15 protein-coding genes are annotated in these 16,286 nt (G+C 68.1%); 13 read left to right on the top strand and 2 right to left on the bottom strand.

Annotation, left to right across the window (positions count from 1 at the left end; translation table 11 throughout):
• The first annotated feature begins 45 nt into the window (after positions 1–45).
• The 3 genes from thpR to ASD87_RS09720 all read left to right on the top strand — a co-directional run bounded on the left by thpR (position 46) and on the right by ASD87_RS09720 (position 2,604).
• Positions 46–588 carry an RNA 2',3'-cyclic phosphodiesterase gene (gene thpR / locus ASD87_RS09730; RefSeq protein WP_056320480.1) on the top strand — a complete coding sequence of 181 codons (543 nt, stop codon included), beginning with the start codon at positions 46–48 and terminating at the stop codon, positions 586–588.
• A gap of 36 nt (positions 589–624) precedes the next feature.
• Positions 625–1,185, top strand: a complete 561-nt coding sequence (locus ASD87_RS09725) for a 5'-3'-deoxyribonucleotidase (protein ID WP_056320478.1) — start codon at positions 625–627, stop codon at positions 1,183–1,185.
• An 81-nt stretch (positions 1,186–1,266) separates the two neighbouring features.
• The gene (locus ASD87_RS09720; protein ID WP_056320475.1) at positions 1,267–2,604 is read left to right on the top strand and encodes an NAD(P)H-dependent oxidoreductase; all 1,338 of its coding nucleotides are present in this window, start codon (positions 1,267–1,269) and stop codon (positions 2,602–2,604) included.
• Between the two features lie 14 nt (positions 2,605–2,618).
• Here the strand turns inward: ASD87_RS09720 and ASD87_RS09715 are convergent, their stop codons facing one another.
• The gene (locus tag ASD87_RS09715) at positions 2,619–3,365 is read right to left on the bottom strand and encodes a FadR/GntR family transcriptional regulator (protein WP_056320473.1); all 747 of its coding nucleotides are present in this window, start codon (positions 3,363–3,365) and stop codon (positions 2,619–2,621) included.
• Positions 3,366–3,517: 152 nt separating this feature from the next.
• Entirely contained in the window at positions 3,518–4,255 is a 738-nt protein-coding gene (locus ASD87_RS09710; protein WP_056320470.1) for an SDR family NAD(P)-dependent oxidoreductase, read from the bottom strand.
• 492 nt (positions 4,256–4,747) lie between these two features.
• On the opposite strand from ASD87_RS09710, the gene ASD87_RS09705 reads away from it, so the two are divergent.
• The 10 genes from ASD87_RS09705 to lpdA all read left to right on the top strand — a co-directional run bounded on the left by ASD87_RS09705 (position 4,748) and on the right by lpdA (position 16,130).
• Entirely contained in the window at positions 4,748–5,983 is a 1,236-nt protein-coding gene (locus ASD87_RS09705; RefSeq protein ID WP_056320468.1) for a branched-chain amino acid ABC transporter substrate-binding protein, read from the top strand.
• Between the two features lie 146 nt (positions 5,984–6,129).
• The gene (locus ASD87_RS09700) at positions 6,130–7,071 is read left to right on the top strand and encodes a branched-chain amino acid ABC transporter permease (RefSeq protein ID WP_056320465.1); all 942 of its coding nucleotides are present in this window, start codon (positions 6,130–6,132) and stop codon (positions 7,069–7,071) included.
• Positions 7,068–8,348, top strand: a complete 1,281-nt coding sequence (locus ASD87_RS09695; protein ID WP_056320463.1) for a branched-chain amino acid ABC transporter permease — start codon at positions 7,068–7,070, stop codon at positions 8,346–8,348. The genes ASD87_RS09700 and ASD87_RS09695 overlap by 4 nt, the downstream gene beginning before the upstream one ends.
• A complete protein-coding gene (locus ASD87_RS09690; protein ID WP_056320460.1) occupies positions 8,345–9,097 on the top strand; it encodes an ABC transporter ATP-binding protein in 753 nt (250 codons plus the stop codon). The genes ASD87_RS09695 and ASD87_RS09690 overlap by 4 nt, the downstream gene beginning before the upstream one ends.
• A complete protein-coding gene (locus ASD87_RS09685; RefSeq protein WP_056320459.1) occupies positions 9,094–9,813 on the top strand; it encodes an ABC transporter ATP-binding protein in 720 nt (239 codons plus the stop codon). The genes ASD87_RS09690 and ASD87_RS09685 overlap by 4 nt, the downstream gene beginning before the upstream one ends.
• Before the next feature lie 36 nt (positions 9,814–9,849).
• Positions 9,850–10,638: an SDR family NAD(P)-dependent oxidoreductase gene (locus ASD87_RS09680; RefSeq protein WP_056320456.1), complete on the top strand. Its 789-nt coding sequence runs from the start codon at positions 9,850–9,852 to the stop codon at positions 10,636–10,638.
• 39 nt (positions 10,639–10,677) lie between these two features.
• Entirely contained in the window at positions 10,678–12,861 is a 2,184-nt protein-coding gene (locus tag ASD87_RS09675; RefSeq protein WP_056320453.1) for a thiamine pyrophosphate-dependent enzyme, read from the top strand.
• Positions 12,858–13,346: a VOC family protein gene (locus ASD87_RS09670; protein WP_056320450.1), complete on the top strand. Its 489-nt coding sequence runs from the start codon at positions 12,858–12,860 to the stop codon at positions 13,344–13,346. The genes ASD87_RS09675 and ASD87_RS09670 overlap by 4 nt, the downstream gene beginning before the upstream one ends.
• A gap of 10 nt (positions 13,347–13,356) precedes the next feature.
• A complete protein-coding gene (locus ASD87_RS09665) occupies positions 13,357–14,724 on the top strand; it encodes a pyruvate dehydrogenase complex dihydrolipoamide acetyltransferase (RefSeq protein WP_056320446.1) in 1,368 nt (455 codons plus the stop codon).
• Positions 14,725–14,732: 8 nt separating this feature from the next.
• Positions 14,733–16,130, top strand: coding sequence for a dihydrolipoyl dehydrogenase (gene lpdA, locus ASD87_RS09660; RefSeq protein WP_056320444.1), 1,398 nt, complete (start codon positions 14,733–14,735; stop codon positions 16,128–16,130).
• The last annotated feature ends 156 nt before the right edge of the window (positions 16,131–16,286 follow it).

Here is a 16,286-nt window from a genome sequence, read left to right as displayed (position 1 = left end):
AGGGCGGCCGAGTGCAATAGCGGGTGGGCGTCCTACAATCTGCGCATGTCCACCCTCCGCCTCTTCTATGCGCTATGGCCGTCCCCTTCGCTGGCGGCGTCTCTTGCCGGTTGGGCAGAGCAGGCCAGGCTGACATGCGGCGGACGCGCCATGCGCACCGAGACGCTGCATCTGACGCTGGCATTCCTGGGGCCGGTCGACAGCGCCCTGGCCGATGAACTGGCCGATGAACTGGCCGCCGCCACGCCCGAACGCGGGCTGGCGCCGGGCGACGTGCCGTTGGAACGCTATGGGGTGTTCAGCCGCCAGCGCATCCTGTGGGCGGGCCCGTCCGAAACGCCTTTCGGCCTGCAGCAAGCTCACGACGATCTCTGGCAGTGGCTGGCAGGCTACGGGCTCACCCCGCCCACCCAGCCTTTCCGCCCGCACGTCACGCTGCTGCGCAACATCACGCAGGCCGAGCCGCCCGACGACGCGCCCGCGCCGCTGGCCTGGCATTACGACCGCATGGTGCTGGTCGCGTCCGAGTCGCTGACCGGCGGCAGCCGCTACCGCATCGTGGCGCAATCCCGGCCGCTCGGCGGCTAGGGCACAATCGTACGGTTGCCAATACCTGGGACCCCCATGATCATCCTGCTGGATCAAGACGGCGTGCTGGCCGATTTTGAACACGCCTTCATCGACGCCTGGCGCGCGCGCCACCCTGACGTCGCGCCCGTGGCGTTCGAGAACCGCAAGTCCTTCTACATCCGCGAGGACTACGCCCCCGAACTACGCGGGATGGCCGAGGCCATCTACACGGCGCCGGGCTTCATCCGCAACCTGCCGCCGGTCCCGGGCGCGCTCGCGGCCTTCAAGGAGTTGCTGGCGCTGGGCATGGACGTGCGGATCTGCTCGTCGCCGCTGTCCCAGTTTGAAAACTGCGTCGCCGAGAAATACCTGTGGGTGGAAAAGAACCTGGGCCGCGAGGCCACCAACCGGCTGATCCTGACCAAGGACAAGACGCTGGTGCAGGGCCATCTGCTGATCGACGACAAACCGCATATCGAAGGCGCCGCGCGGCCGCGCTGGAAGCACATTCTGTTCGATGCGCCGTACAACCGTGAGGTGACGGACCGCCCGCGCATCAACTGGCAGAACTGGCGCAACGTGCTGGCCGGCGAGCTCTATACGGCAGACGCCTGACTCCGGCTGAATCCTGTTCAGGCGTCATCGTTTGGGACTATCCTGTGGAGTCGTACGCCCCACCCGGGAGGAGCCCGCGCCATGAATCTGTACCGCCTGCTCAAGCAGCGAGAAGCCGACCACAAGCCTCTGCGAGTCGCATTGTTGGGCGCCGGAAAGTTCGGCGCCATGTTCATGAGCCAGGCCCCGCGCACGCCGGGCATCCGCCTGGTGGCGGTGGCGGACCTGGTGCCCGACCGGGCCCGCGCCGCGCTGACCCGTGTCGGCTGGCCGGCCGGCGCCCTCAACGCCAGCAGCATCAATGACGCCTACAAGAACGGCAAGGTCTATTTCTGCGACGATGCGCGCACCGTCATCGCCAGCCCCGACGTCGACATCGTCATCGACGCGACCGGCCAGGCCGCCGCCGGCATCACGCACGTGCTCACCTGCTGCGAATACGGCAAGCACATCATCATGGTCAACGTGGAGGCCGACGCGCTGGCCGGCCCGCTGCTGGCGCGACGCGCGCGCGAAGCGGGCATCGTCTATTCGCTGGCCTACGGCGATCAGCCCGCCCTGATCTGCGAAATGGTGGACTGGGCGCGCGCCAGCGGATTCGAGGTCATGGCAGCGGGCAAGGGCACCAAGTATCTACCCGAATTCCACACGTCCACCCCCGACACCGTCTGGCCGTACTACGGCTTCACCGCCGAAATGGTGGCGGCGGGCGACTTCAACGCGCAGATGTTCAACAGCTTTCTGGACGGCACCAAGAGCGCCATCGAGATGGCGGCCGTCTCCAATGCCACGGGTCTTTTGCCGTCGCCCTCGGGCCTGCACTTTCCGCCTTGCGGGGTGGATGATCTGGCGCGCGTGCTGCGTCCCCGCGAGGACGGCGGCATGCTGCATCATCGCGGCCAGGTCGAGGTGATCTCGTCGCTGGAACGCGACGGACGGCCGGTGTTCCGGGATCTGCGCTGGGGCGTGTATGTCACGCTTGCGGCCGACAGCGACTACGTGCGGCGCTGCTTTCAGGAGTATGGCCTGGTCACCGATCCCAGCGGCAACTTCACCGCCATGTACAAGCCCTACCACCTGATCGGCCTGGAACTGGGCATCAGCGTGGCCAGCGTGGGCCTGCGGCGCGAGCCCACCGGCGCGCCCGCGGGCTGGCACGGCGACGTCGTGGCCACCGCCAAGCGCGACCTGCAGGCCGGCCAGATCCTGGACGGCGAAGGCGGCTACACGGTGTACGGGCGCCTGATGCCGGCCCCCGATTCGGTCGAGGAAGGCTATCTGCCGCTGGGCTTGTCGAACAAGGTCAAGCTGAAGAACCCCGTGCGCCAGTCGCAGGCGATCCGCTGGCGCGACGTGGAGTACGACGAACGCTCGACCGCGGTGCAGTTCCGCCGCGAGATGGAGCAGACCTTCGCGTAGGCCCGGCCCCGCGGTCACACGGGCGCGGGGCGCTCCGCCTGGAACAACCGCAGCCGGTCCGCCGCGTTGCGCAGGTGCTCTTCGGCGGCGCGGCCCGCAGCGTCGGAATCACCGGCTTCAATGGCGGCAAAGATGGCCTGATGCTCGCTCTGCACGGCGGCCATGCGCTCGGCATACCTGCGCGCCGTGTTGTGGCGCGCGCTGCGGATGACGCGGCGCACGTTGGCTTCCAGGTAGTCGTTCAGCGCCACCAGGTGCGGGTTGTGCGTCGCCTGCACGATGGCCTGGTGGAATTGATAGTCTTCCTCGTCGCCCAGCTTGTCGTTGATGAGCGCGTACTCCATGCCCACCAGCGCCTGCCGCATCTTCTTCAGGTCGGGCTCGGTGCGCCGCTGCGCCGCATAGCGCGCCGCCGTGACTTCGATCGACAGCATCAGTTCCAGGATGTGCTCCAGGTCCTGGTTGTCGCCTGGCGTGGGCGCGGCGATGCGAAATGCGTTCTTCTGGAAATTCGGGTCGACGAACACGCCGCTGCCCTGCTGCGACGTGACCAGCCCTTCGGACTTGAGGCGGGCCAGGGCCTCGCGCACGACCGCGCGGCTGACTGAGTGCATCTCGGTGAGCTGCTTTTCGGTCGGCAGGCGATCGCCGGGGGCCAGCACGCCTTGGCGTATCTGGTCGGCCAGGGCGTCCGCCACGGCCGCCGATAGCGAGCTGCGGGGCGCGGCGCGCGCCGGATCGGGTTCTTGACTTGGCTGCATGTGGATCGTTCGAACGTGAGGGCGGCGCGCGGGCGCGTCGGCCATGGTTATAGGAATGTCTCGCGTGGTGGTTCCGACAGGCTGGTTCGCGGCAGCGCCCTGGAAATTATAGGTTTGCCGGTTTTTTTTCCGGCGCGCCGCGTTCTGGCACTTTACGCGATATAGATCCCGCCATTGACCTGCATGACCTCGCCCGTCACGAAGGCCGCCAGCGGCGAGCACAGGAAGGCGATGGTTCCGGCGATTTCCTCGGCCGTGCCAAAGCGGCGTAGCGGCGTGCTTTCCAGCAGCTGCGCGCCCTTCTGCCCGATCAGGTCGTGCGTCATGGAGGTGGCGATGATGCCGGGCGCCACCGCGTTCACGCGGATCTGCGGGGCCAGCTCCAGCGCCAGGCTGCGGGTAAAGCTTTGCACCGCGCCCTTGGACGCGGCGTAGGCGGCGTGCGCGTAGCTGCCGCGCTGCGCGGCCAGCGACGTCAAGAGGACGATCGAACCGTCATGGCGCAGATGGCGCTGCGCGGCGCGGCACACGTAGAACGTGCCGTCCAGATTCACGCGCATCAGCGTGCGCCAGGACTCGTCGCTGGTGTCCTTGACGAGCTGCTCGGGGTAGATGCCCGCGCAGTGGACCAGATGGTCAAGCCCGCCAAAGTGCCGGGCCGCGGCCTCGAACACCCGTTCGCAATCGTGCGACACCGATACGTCCAGCGCGTGCGTGTAGACGCGCTGCCCGCTGGGATCGAGCTCGGCTGCCACTTCCTGCAGCCGCGCGTTGTCGATGTCGGTCAGCACCAGCCGCGCGCCATGCGCGGCCATGAGGCGCGCCGTGGCCAAGCCGATGCCATTGCCCGCGCCGGTGATGGCGGCAACCTGCCCCTCGAACGAAATCATCCTGTCTCCTGAAGCTGTTTTTGGCGGCCCGCGTCGCGTTCGCGGCAGCGGCTCGAATTCAGATTGAACGCCTGAATCGGTTGCTTGACACGAGAAAAACGCTTGCCCTATGATTTATCGGACAACTTAATAAAGTTGCCTGACAACTTGTCTGGAAAGCGTAAATCAACTGCCGCTTTCAGGCAAGTCAGTCAGAAAAACACGGCGTCACGCCGCATAAACAGGCAGGGGACAACCAGGTGAACTTCACCGGCAGCATGACCGCATCCGCGCCCTCGGCACGTCCGACGGCGCATCCTCAGACGCCCCGGCGGCTTCATGCCCTGCCCGGCCGGCGCCTCGCCCCGGCGCCTCGCGCGTCCGCGGCCGGCGCCATTGCCTATCCTTCGCGCCACATCGCCTGCCCGCCCTCGCGGCGCGCGGGCGATGCGGCGTGCGCGCCTGCCTGACCCACGCAAATCAACACACTCCCGTTCCACGGAGGAGACACGCATGAAATTGGCTTTCACCACCGGTCTGCTGTGCCTGGCCGGACTCGCCGCCACCGCCCACGCCGCACCCGTCAAGATCGGACTGATCGAAACGCTGTCGGGCCCGCAAGCCTCGACCGGCCTGATGTTCCGCGCCGCCGTCAAATACGAGCTGGACCGCATCAACGCCGCTGGCGGCTGGAACGGCCAGCCGCTGGAGCTGGTGGAGTTCGACAACCAGGGTGGCCCCGTGGGCGCCTCGGACCGTTTCCGTGCCGCAGCCGCCGAGGGCGTGCAGGTGCTGGTGCAGGGGTCGTCCTCGGCCATTTCGGGCCAGCTCACCGAAGACGTGCGCAAGCACAACCTTCGCAACCCGGGCAAGGAGATCGTATTCCTGAACGTGGGCGGCGAAGCGCTGGAGCTGACCGGCCAGAAGTGCCACTTCTACCACTTCCGCTTCACCACCAACGCCGACCTGCGCGTGAAGGCGCTGGCATCCGTCATGTCCGCCGACGGCACGCTGGGCAAGCGCGTGTACGCGATCAACCAGAACTACTCGTGGGGCCAGGACATGGAAGGCGCGACCGAGCGCTTTGCCAAGGAGTACGGCTACGAGGTCGTGGGCAAGACGCTGCACGAGGTCAACAAGATCCAGGACTTCGCGCCCTACGTCGCGCGCATTCGCTCGGCCACGCCCGACACCGTGGTCACCGGCAACTGGTCCAACGACCTGCTGCTGCTCATGAAGGCCACGCAGGCCGCCGGTCTGAAGGTGCGCTTTGCCACGGTGTTCCTGGACCAGGTCGGCAACCTGGCCAACGCCGGCGAGGTCGCGCTGGGCCATTACATCGCGCACCCGTACAACATCGAGGCCGCCGGCGAGGAAGGCGCGGCGTTCGCCGAGGACTACAAGTCCAAGACGGGCCACTACCCCAGCTACACCGAGCCGCAGACCGTGATCGGCGTGCGCTTCCTGGGCGAGGCCTTGAAGCAGGTCAAGCCGCAGGACGGCAAGCTGCCGGTGCCCGAATTGGCGCTGGCGCTCGAGAAGGTCACCTACAAATCGGCGTTGGGCGAATACACCATGCGCGCCGAAGACCATCAGGTGCAGTTGCCGATGGTGGTGTCCAAGGTGGGCAAGAACGCCAAGTACAAGGCCGACGGCACCGACATGGGCTTCGAACCGGTGAAGGTGCTGGCCGCGGCGGACGTGTCCGCGCCGGTGCAGGGCACCTGCAAGATGCAACGTCCGAAGTGATGCCCGCGCGGCGGGCTGTGCGCTGAAAGGCGCGCGGGCCGCCGCCGGCACATGACAAGCGCACTCCCGGCGCGGGCCGGGCAAAAACAACGTGCGCAATCGCTCGCGGGACGCCTGGCGTCCCGCGCAAGAATCCTGGAGCGGACATGGAATACTTTACCGTCTCGCTGTTGAACGGCGTGATCTACGGCCTGCTGCTATTCATGGTGTCGGCAGGCCTGACACTGATTTTCGGGATGATGGGTGTGCTGAACTTCGCGCACGCATCGTTCTACATGATCGGCGCGTATGCCGCCTACACCCTCACGCCCGTCACGGGCTTCTGGACGGCGCTGGTGCTGGCCACGATCATCGCGGGCGTGCTGGGCATGGGCGTCGAACGCTTCTTCCTGCGCCGCGTGCACAAATTCGGCCACGCGCAGGAACTGCTGGTCACCTTCGGGCTGGCGTTCATCGTCGCCGAGCTGATCAAGCTGTTCTACGGCGACTTTCCCGTCGACTACCGCGTGCCGCCGTTCCTGAACTTCGCGGCATTCCGCGTGTTCGACGCGGACTATCCGTTCTACCGCCTGCTGATGGGCGGCGTGTCGCTGGCGATGTTCGCCGTGATCTACCTGCTATTGTCGCGCACCCGCGTCGGCATCGTGGTGCGTTCGGCCATCTACCGGCCGCGCATGGCCGAGGCGCTGGGCCACAACGTGCCGCTGGTCTTCATGAGCGTGTTCGGCGTGGGCGCGGCGATGGCGGGCCTGGCCGGCGCGGTCGCGGGCGCCTTCTACACCACCAACCCGAACATGGCGCTGGAACTGGGCGTGCTGGTGTTCGTAGTGGTCGTGGTGGGCGGCCTGGGCTCGCTGGAAGGCGCGATGATCGCTTCGCTTCTGATCGGCCTGATCAGCTCGTTCTCGGTCGGCATCGACGCCAGCCTGGCGACGCTGTTTGGTCTGTTCGGCGCGCGTGAGTGGGCCGAAAGCGTGGGCGGGCTGATGACGGTGAAGATCTCCAGCCTGGCCGCAACGCTGCCGTTTCTCTTGATGCTGGTGGTGCTGCTGGTCAAGCCGTCGGGACTGAAGGGAGAGCAGGCATGAGCCAGACCGCCACTTCCACCCGCCGCGCCACGGGCGCGCTGCTGTTGATCCTGTGCGTCGCCGCGCTGTGCGCGCTGCCGTGGCTGCTGCCTGCCGGGCAGCTCGTGGCGGCCGTGCAGATGCTGATCGCCGCGCTGTTCGCCTGCGCCTTCAACCTGCTGGCAGGCCAGGGCGGCATGCTGTCCTTTGGCCATGCCGCTTACTTTGGCGTCGGCACCTTCGCCACCATCCACGCGATGAATGCGCTGGGCGGCGCGGGCCTATTGCCCACGCCGCTGATGCCGCTGGTGGGCGGCGTGGCCGGGCTGCTGTTCGGCCTGATCGCCGGCTGGTTCGCCACCATGCGATCGGGCGTGTATTTTTCGATGATCACGCTGGCGCTGGCCGAACTGCTGCACGCGCTGGCGCCGCACCTGAAAAGCGTCTTCGGCGGCGAGGCGGGCGTGTCCGCGATGCGCATGCCGGCTTGGGGCTTTACCTTCGGCTCGGACATCGAGGTGTACTACCTGGTGCTGGCGTGGGTGCTGGTGTCGCTGGCCGCGCTGTATGGCCTGACGCGCACGCCGCTGGGCCGGCTGACGCTGGGCCTGCGCGAAAACGCCAACCGTCTGCGCTACCTGGGCTACCGCCCGCATGCGCTCAAGACCATGGTGTTTGCGCTGTCGGCCATGTTTGCCGGCATCGCGGGGGGCTTGCAGGCGCTGAACATCGAAGCCGGCAACTACGTGCTGTTCGAGGTCAAGCTGTCCACCGACGCGGTGCTGTTCGCCTACATCGGCGGCGTCAATGCGTTCCTGGGACCGGTGCTGGGCGCGTCCATCCTGACCTTCCTGTCGCAGACGCTGGCCGACATCACGCGGTCGTGGCTGCTGTACCAGGGCATTCTCTTCGTGCTGGTGATGCTGTTCGTGCCGGACGGCCTGGTCGGCCTGGTGCAGCGCGCGGCCAAGTCGCTGCGCGAGCGCGGGCTGGCCAACTGGCTGCCGCGCGCCGCGGTTTCTGTGGCCGGGGGGCTGCTGCTCACCGGCGCCACCGTCTTCACCGTGGAACTGCTGCAACGCATGTTCGCGCGCGATTACCGCGCCCTCCTCGCCATGAACCCCGAGGCCGGCTGGCCCGCCATCCCGCTGTTCGGCCAGGACTGGGCGCCGCTTGCGGTATCGACCTGGCTGGTGCCGCTGGTGCTGTTTGCCGCGGGCCTTGCCGCCTGCCGCTGGGCGCTGGCCCTGTGGCGCGACACGGGCGAAGCCGCCCCCCTTCTGGAGCCCGCCCAATGAGCCACGAGATCCTGACCCTGACCGACGTGCGCAAATCCTTTGGTGAAGCGCAGATCATCCGCGGCGTGAATCTGGCGGTCGAAGCCGGCGAACGCCACGCCGTCATCGGCCCGAACGGCGCGGGCAAGTCCACGCTGTTTCACCTGATGTCGGGCTCGTTCGCGCCCACCTCGGGCGACATCAGCCTGCGCTCGCGCCCCATCGGCGGCCTGGCGCCCGAAGCCATCAACCGGCTCGGCCTGGCGCGTTCGTTCCAGATCACCAACGTGTTCCCGCGTCTGCCGGTGCGCGAAAACCTGCGCCTGGCGGTGCTGCGCATGCACGGCCTGGTCTACAACTTCTGGCGGCCCATCGCACGCAACCGCGCCGTCAACGAGGACGTGGACCGCCTGCTGGAGAAAGTGCGGCTGACGGCGCGCCAGAACACGGCGGCCGGCGACCTGAACTATTCCGAGCAGCGCTCGCTGGAAATCGGCATGACGCTGGCGTCGCGGCCCAAGGTGATCCTGCTGGACGAGCCCATGGCGGGCATGTCGCAGCACGAGGTCGACTACACGGTCGAACTCATCAAGGACGTGACGCGCGACTGCACCCTGCTGATCGTCGAGCACGACATGCAGGTGGTGTTCTCGCTGGCCGACCGCATCAGCGTGCTGGTCTATGGCGAGATCCTGGCCACCGGCACGCCCGCCGAGATCCGCGGCGACGCCCGCGTGCGCGAGGCCTACCTGGGAGAGGAAACGGTATGACGACGCAATCCCCTCTCTTGTCGCTGCAGGGCGTGCATGCCCACTACGGCAAGAGCCACATCCTGCACGGCATCGACCTGTCGATCGGGCGCGGAGAGGTCGTCAGCCTGCTCGGCCGCAACGGCGCGGGCCGCTCGACCACCATGAAAAGCATCATGGGCCTGGTGGACGTGACCGGCGGCCAGATCGCCATGGAAGGCCGCGACATCACCAACAAGCGTCCTTTCGAGATTGCCCGCGCGGGCCTGGCCTTCGTGCCCGAGGAACGCGAGGTGTTCGCCAATCTGACGGTGGACGAGAACCTGCGCATGGGCGAGCAGCCCCGGCGCGACGATGCGCCGTACTGGACCGTGGCGCAGATGTTCGACTACTTCCCCCGCCTGAAGGAACGCAGCAATACCCGCGCCGGCAACCTGTCGGGCGGCGAACAGCAGATGCTGACCATGTGCCGTTCGCTGCTGGGCAACCCCAAGGTCATCCTGATCGACGAGCCCACCGAAGGGCTGGCGCCCAAGATCGTCGAGGTGATCGCCGACGTCATCCGGGATATCCACAAGCAGGGCGTGTCGGTCGTGCTGGTGGAGCAGAAGCTGACGATCGCGCTGAAGGTGTCCACGCGCGTCAGCGTCATGGGCCACGGGCGCATCGTGTTCGAAGGACCGCCCGCGCAGCTGCATGACCGCCAGGACGTCGTCCAGGAATGGCTGGCGGTCTGAGCCGCCTTACGTACTCACCTTACACAGGCACACATCGTGGACAACACCACTGAAGTCATTCATGCCGAGTTGCGCGGCCAGGCGGTCGTCATCACCGGCGGCGCGAAGGGCATCGGCTACAGCACGGCGCAGGCCTTTGCACGCCAGGGCGCGCGCGTCGCGCTGCTGGACATGGATGCCGGCGCGCTGGACGCCGCCGTCGCGGCCCTGACCGCCGACGGCGCGCAGGCCATGGCGGTGCAGGCGTCCGTCACGGATGCCGACGCCGTCGAGCGCGCCTTTGCGCAGGTTGCGGAAACCTGGGGCGGCATCGACGTGCTGGTCAACAACGCCGGCATCTCGGCCAACAAGCCCACGCTGGAAGTCACCGTGGACGAATGGCGCCGGGCCGTCGACATCAACCTGACGGGCGTCTTCCTGTGCGCGCAGGCCGCAGGCCGGCGCATGGTGCCCGCCGGCTCGGGCAGCATCATCAACCTGGCCTCCATGTACGGCGTGGTGGCCGCCCCCGACCGCGCCGCCTACTGCGCCACCAAGGGCGCAGTGGTGCTGCTGACCGAGACGCTGGCCGTGGAATGGGGCCCGGCGGGCGTGCGCGTCAATGCGCTGGCGCCTGGCTACGTCGAAACCGACCTGGTGCGCGACCTGGCCGCGCGCGGTCGTCTGGACCCCGAACGCCTGAAGCAACGCACGCCCCTGCGCCGCATGGCGCAGCCGGCCGAAATGGCCGACCTGGCGGTTTTCCTGGCTTCGCGCCAGGCCGCCTACATCACCGGACACACCCTGGTGGCAGACGGCGGCTGGAGCCGCTACAGCTACCTCTGATTGCCCCGACGCTTAAAAAAACACACTGGAGATTCATTCATGGCCACCTACCAACCGCTCGAGCCCCAGGCGCCCTGGCGGCAACTGACGGCCGAGGCTTCGGACTGGCAGCAGGCGGACCCCGCGCTGCTCGGCACGATGCTGACCCAACTGCACTGGATCCGCGCTTTCGAGGAAGCCGTGCTGGAACTGGCCGCCGAAGGCCTGGTGCACGGTCCCGCGCACTCGTCGGTCGGGCAGGAAGGCGGCGCCGTCGGCTCGGTGCTGGCCCTGGGCGCCGGCGACCAGATCAACGGCTCGCACCGCGGCCATCACCAGTTCCTGGCCAAAGCGCTGCAGCACGTGGCGCCGCTGGGCCTGGATCCGCGCAACCCGCTCACGCCCGCCATCGACGAGGTCCTGCACAAAACGCTGGCCGAGATCATGGGATTGGCAAACGGCTACTGCCGCGGCCGTGGGGGCAGCATGCACCTGCGCTGGCTGGAAGCGGGCGCGCTGGGCACCAACGCGATCGTCGGCGGCGGCGTGCCGCTGGCCGCCGGCGCGGGCTGGGCGCACAAGCACGCGGGCACGGATCGCGTAGCCGTGACGTACTTCGGCGACGGCGCGGTGAACATCGGCTCGGTGCTGGAAACGATGAACCTGACCGCCGCGTGGAAGACGCCGCTGTGCTTTTTCATCGAGAACAACCGCTACGCCGTGTCCACGACCGTGGAAGAGTCCACCGCCGAGCCGCGCCTGTCCGCGCGCGGCCTGGCCTTCAACATTCCCGCGTGGAAGGTCGACGGCATGGACCCGCTGGCCGTGCACCTGGCCATGTCGGAAGCCGTGGCGCACATGCGCGCGGGCAAGGGTCCCACCATCGTCGAGGTGGACGTCTACCGTTTCTTCCACCAGAACGGGCCCTTCCCCGGCAGCGCGTTTGGCTATCGCACCAAGGACGAAGAGGCGCAATGGCGCCTGCGCGATCCGCTGGACCGCATCGCAGCCGAGATGATCGGCCGCAAGCTGGTCACGCAGGCGGAGGTGGACGCGCTGCGCCAGCGCTGCAAGGACGTGATGAAGGAAGTGTCCGGCCGCCTGACCGAAGCGGCTGACGGCGGCAAGCGACGCGTGCGCGCCGACCTGTGGCCCAGCCCGGATTTCCGCGACGTGGGCCTGCGCAGCGATGGCTCGGAACTGGCCGGCCTGCGCTACCAGGAGGCGGCGGACCACACCGGCGCCACCGTCACGCGCAAGTTCGTCGATGCGGTGGCCGACGTGCTGGACCGCCGCATGGAAACCGACCCCGGCGTCGTGGTGCTGGGCGAAGACGTGCACCGTCTGAAGGGCGGCACCAACGGCGCCACGCGCGGCCTGAAGGACAAGTACCCGGACCGAGTGCTGGGCACGCCCATTTCCGAAAACGCCTTTGCAGGACTGGGCGGCGGGCTGGCGATGGACGGCCGCTACAAGCCCGTCGTGGAATTCATGTATCCAGACTTCATGTGGGTCGCGGCCGACCAGATCTTCAACCAGATCGGCAAGGCGCGCCACATGTTCGGCGGCGACATCGACGTGCCCTTTGTGCTGCGCACCAAGGTCGCGATGGGCACGGGCTACGGGTCGCAGCATTCGATGGACCCGGCCGGCATCTTCGCCACCGCGCCCGGCTGGCGCATCGTCGCCCCGTCCACGCCGCACGATTACGTCGGCCTGATGAACACGGCGCTGGCCTCCAAGGACCCGGTGCTGGTCATCGAGCACGTCGATCTGTACGCGTCCTCGGGCGAGGTTCCCGAGAATGACCTGGACTACGCCATTCCGTTCGGCCGCGCGCAAGTGCGGCGCGAGGGCGGCAAGGTCACCATCCTGACGTACCTCTCCATGGTCAGCCGCGCGCTGGCCGCCGCCGAAGCGGCCGGCGTGGATGCGGAAGTCATCGACCTGCGCACGCTGGACCGCGCCAGCCTGGACTGGGACACCATTGGCGCCAGCATCAAAAAGACCAACAACGTGCTGATCGTGGAACAAGGCGCGCGCGGCACGTCCTACGGCGCCATGCTGGCCGACGAGATCCAGCGCCGCTACTTCGACTGGCTGGACCAGCCGGTCAAGCGCGTCACGGGCGGCGAGGCCTCGCCCAGCATCTCCAAGGTGCTGGAGCGCGCGGCATTCGCCGATACCGATGAAGTGGTGGCGGGCCTGGCCGACGTGCTGGCCGACCTGGGGGAACAGCCATGACTGCCCTGCACATGACCGTGCCGATGGAATTCGGCATCTGCTGCGCGAACCTGGATGCGCTGGCCGCGTTCTACACCGATGTGATGGGCCTGACGCTGGTGAGTCGCGTGACCGTGCCGGCCGGCAAGGCGCAGGCCACGGGGCTCACGCCGCACGGCTACGACGTGGCGCGTCTGCAGACGCCTTACGGCGAGCGCATCAAGCTGCTGCAGCCGGCCGTGGCGCCCGAACCGGCCGTGCGCGGCAAGGCCATTCTGGACCGCCAGGGCGCCGCCTACCTGACCTTCATCGTGCGAGACCTGCGCGGCGTGGTGCGCGACCTGCAATCGAAGGGCGTGGTCTTTGACAGCGCGCCCGCGCCCATGGAAGTGCGGCCGGGCACGTGGCTCGCCTTCTTCCGCGACCCCGAAGGCAATGTGCTCGAACTCGTCGAATACGACGACCCCGCCGCGTACCGGCCCGACCTGGCCCGCGCCGCTGAATAGGAACAACATCGTGGCATACCTTATCAAGCTCCCCTCCGTTGCCGCCGACGCCTCCGGCGGCGTGCTGCACCAGTGGCTCAAGCAGGAAGGCGATCGCGTCGCCGTGGGCGAGGCGCTGGCGGAAGTCGAAACCGAAAAGGCCATCGTCGAGATCAACGCCGAACAGGCAGGCGTGCTGGGCCGCATCGTGGTGCAGGCCGGACCGGCGTCCGTACCCATCAACACCGTGATCGGCGTGCTGGTCGCGGACGGCGAAGATGCGGCGGCGATCGATCGCGCGTTGGCTGAACACGGTGGTGCGGCGGTGGCTGCCGGGTCGGCTGCTGGCGCGTCGGCAGATGGAGCGGCGGCTCCCGGAGCATCGGCTCCCGGAGCGTCGGCTCCCGGAGCGTCGGCTCCCGGAGCGTCGGCTGCCTCGGCATCCGCTGGCGCCGGCGCTGCGTCCGCCTCGCAGCAAGCCGGCAACGCGGCCGCATCCGCCGCGCATTCCCCATCCGCATCCTCGGCTGCTCCCGTCCCCGGCGGCCGCCTCTTCGCCAGCCCCGTCGCCCGGCGCCTTGCCGCGCAATGGCACGTCGACCTGCTGGGCGTCACCGGCACCGGCCCGCATGGCCGCATCGTGCGGCGGGACGTTGAAGCCGCGCGCGACCGTGCGCCGGCCGCGTCCCCCGCTGCCGCGCCGCTGGCTGGCCGGCCGGCCGCGCGCCGCGTGCCCCACACCGGCATGCGCCGCGCCATCGCGCGCCGCCTCACCGAAAGCAAGCAGCACGTGCCGCACTTCTACCTGACGGTCGACTGCCGCATGGACGCGCTGCTGGCGCTGCGCGCGCAGGCCAATCACGGCGGCGCGGTCAAGCTGTCGGTCAATGACTTCATCGTGCGCGCCGCCGCGCTGGCGCTGCGCGAGGTGCCCGAGGTCAACGCGTCCTGGCACGACGATGACATCGAGTACCACGCCGGCGCCGACGTCTCGGTGGCGGTGGCCACCGACGGCGGCCTGGTGACGCCCATCGTGCGCGATGCCGACGTCAAGCCGCTGTCCGCCATCTCGGGCGAGATCGCCGAGCTGGCCGCGCGCGCCAAGGTCAACCGCCTGAAGCCCGACGAGTTCACGGGCGGCTCGCTGACGGTCAGCAACCTGGGCATGTACGGCATCAGCCAGTTCGCCGCCATCATCAACCCGCCGCAGGCCGCCATCCTGGCCGTGGGCGCGGCCGAACGCCGCCCGGTGGTCGACGCCGACGGTCAGCTCGCCGCCGCCACCGTGATGACGGTGACACTATCCGCGGACCATCGCGTCGTGGACGGCGCAGTCGGCGCGCGCTGGCTCGCGGCCTTGCGCGCGCTGATCGAAAACCCCGTGCGCATCCTGCTGTGAGCCCCGCCATGACGAAGACGAGTTTTGACCTGGTGGTGGTGGGCGGCGGCCCGGGCGGCTACGTGGCCGCGATCCGCGGCGCGCAGTTGGGCATGTCGGTCGCGCTGGTCGAGCGCGCCGAACTGGGCGGCATCTGCCTGAACTGGGGCTGCATTCCCACCAAGGCGCTGCTGCACAGCGCCACCGTGCTGCGCGCCTGTCGCGAGGCCGCGCATTACGGCGTGACGGGCGCGGGCGAGGCCCGTCCCGATCTGGCCGCCATGGTCGCCCGGTCGCGCAAGGTCGCCGGCCGGCTGGGCCAGGGTGTCGCGCACCTGATGAAGAAGAACGGCGTGACGGTGTTTGCCGCCAGCGCCCGGCTTGCCGGGTCCGGCAAGCTGGCGCTGGACAACGGCGCCACGCTGTCGGCCACGCACATCATCCTGGCCACCGGCGCGCGCGCCCGCGAGTTGCCGGCGCTGCCCGTGGGCGAACGCATCTGGGCCTACCGGCAGGCCCTGGTTGCCGACGCGATCCCGGCATCGCTGCTGGTGGTGGGCGCAGGCGCCATCGGCGCCGAGTTCGCCAGCTTCTATCGCGCGGTGGGCGCCGAGGTCACGCTGATCGACATGACGCCCGAGATCCTGCCTCAGGAAGACGCCGAGATTTCGCAATTGGCGCGCAAGGCCTTCGAGAAGCAAGGCATCCGCGTCCTGACCCGCTGCGCGGTGACGGCCTCGTCGACCACCGCCGACGGCGTCAAGGTCACGCTGGAGCACGACGGCAAAAAGATCGAACAGACGTTCGACCGCGTCATCGTCGCCGCCGGCATCGTCGGCAACGTCGAGAATCTTGGCCTGGAAAAGACGCGCGTCAAAGTCGAAAAGACGCACATCGTCACCGACGGCCTGTGCCGCACCGGCGAGCCGGGCGTCTACGCGATCGGCGACGTGGCCGGCGCGCCGTGGCTTGCCCACAAGGCCAGCCACGAAGCCGTGCTGTGCGTGGAAGCCATCGCCGGCCTGCCCGTGCACGCCATCGACCCGCTGCGCATTCCGGCCTGCACCTATTCCTTCCCGCAGGTCGCCAGCATCGGCATGACCGAAGCCCGCGCGCGCGAACACGCCACCCGACACGGCGGCGACATTCGCGTTGGCAAATTCACCTTCGCCGGCAACGGCAAGGCGATTGCGATGGGCGAGGACCAGGGACTCGTCAAGACGGTCTTCGACGCCAAATCGGGCGAACTGCTGGGCGCGCACATCATCCACCCCGAGGCGTCCGAGCTGATTACCGGCTACGGTGTGGCGGCATCGTTGGAAGCCACCGAAGAAGACCTGATGCACACCGTGTTTGCGCACCCGACGCTATCGGAAACGCTGCACGAATCGGTGCTGGCGGCGTTTGGACGGGCATTGCACGCGTAGCCAATGTCGGTGTCTGACTCCCTCGTGAGACAGGCGACATGCCCAGAGCACGTCCGCGGGGTGTCAGACACCTTGTATCTTGGCCGCTGTAGTGATTAGCTATCGCTACAAGCGGACCGATGAGCGTGTTCAGACACCTAGAGCCTGGACTTTGTC

The organism is Achromobacter sp. Root170 (genome assembly GCF_001428165.1).
Classification (GTDB): Bacteria; Pseudomonadota; Gammaproteobacteria; order Burkholderiales; family Burkholderiaceae_B; genus Achromobacter; species Achromobacter mucicolens.
The sequence above is the reverse complement of the archived record's forward strand: the minus strand, read 5'-3'. Positions and strand labels throughout refer to the sequence as shown.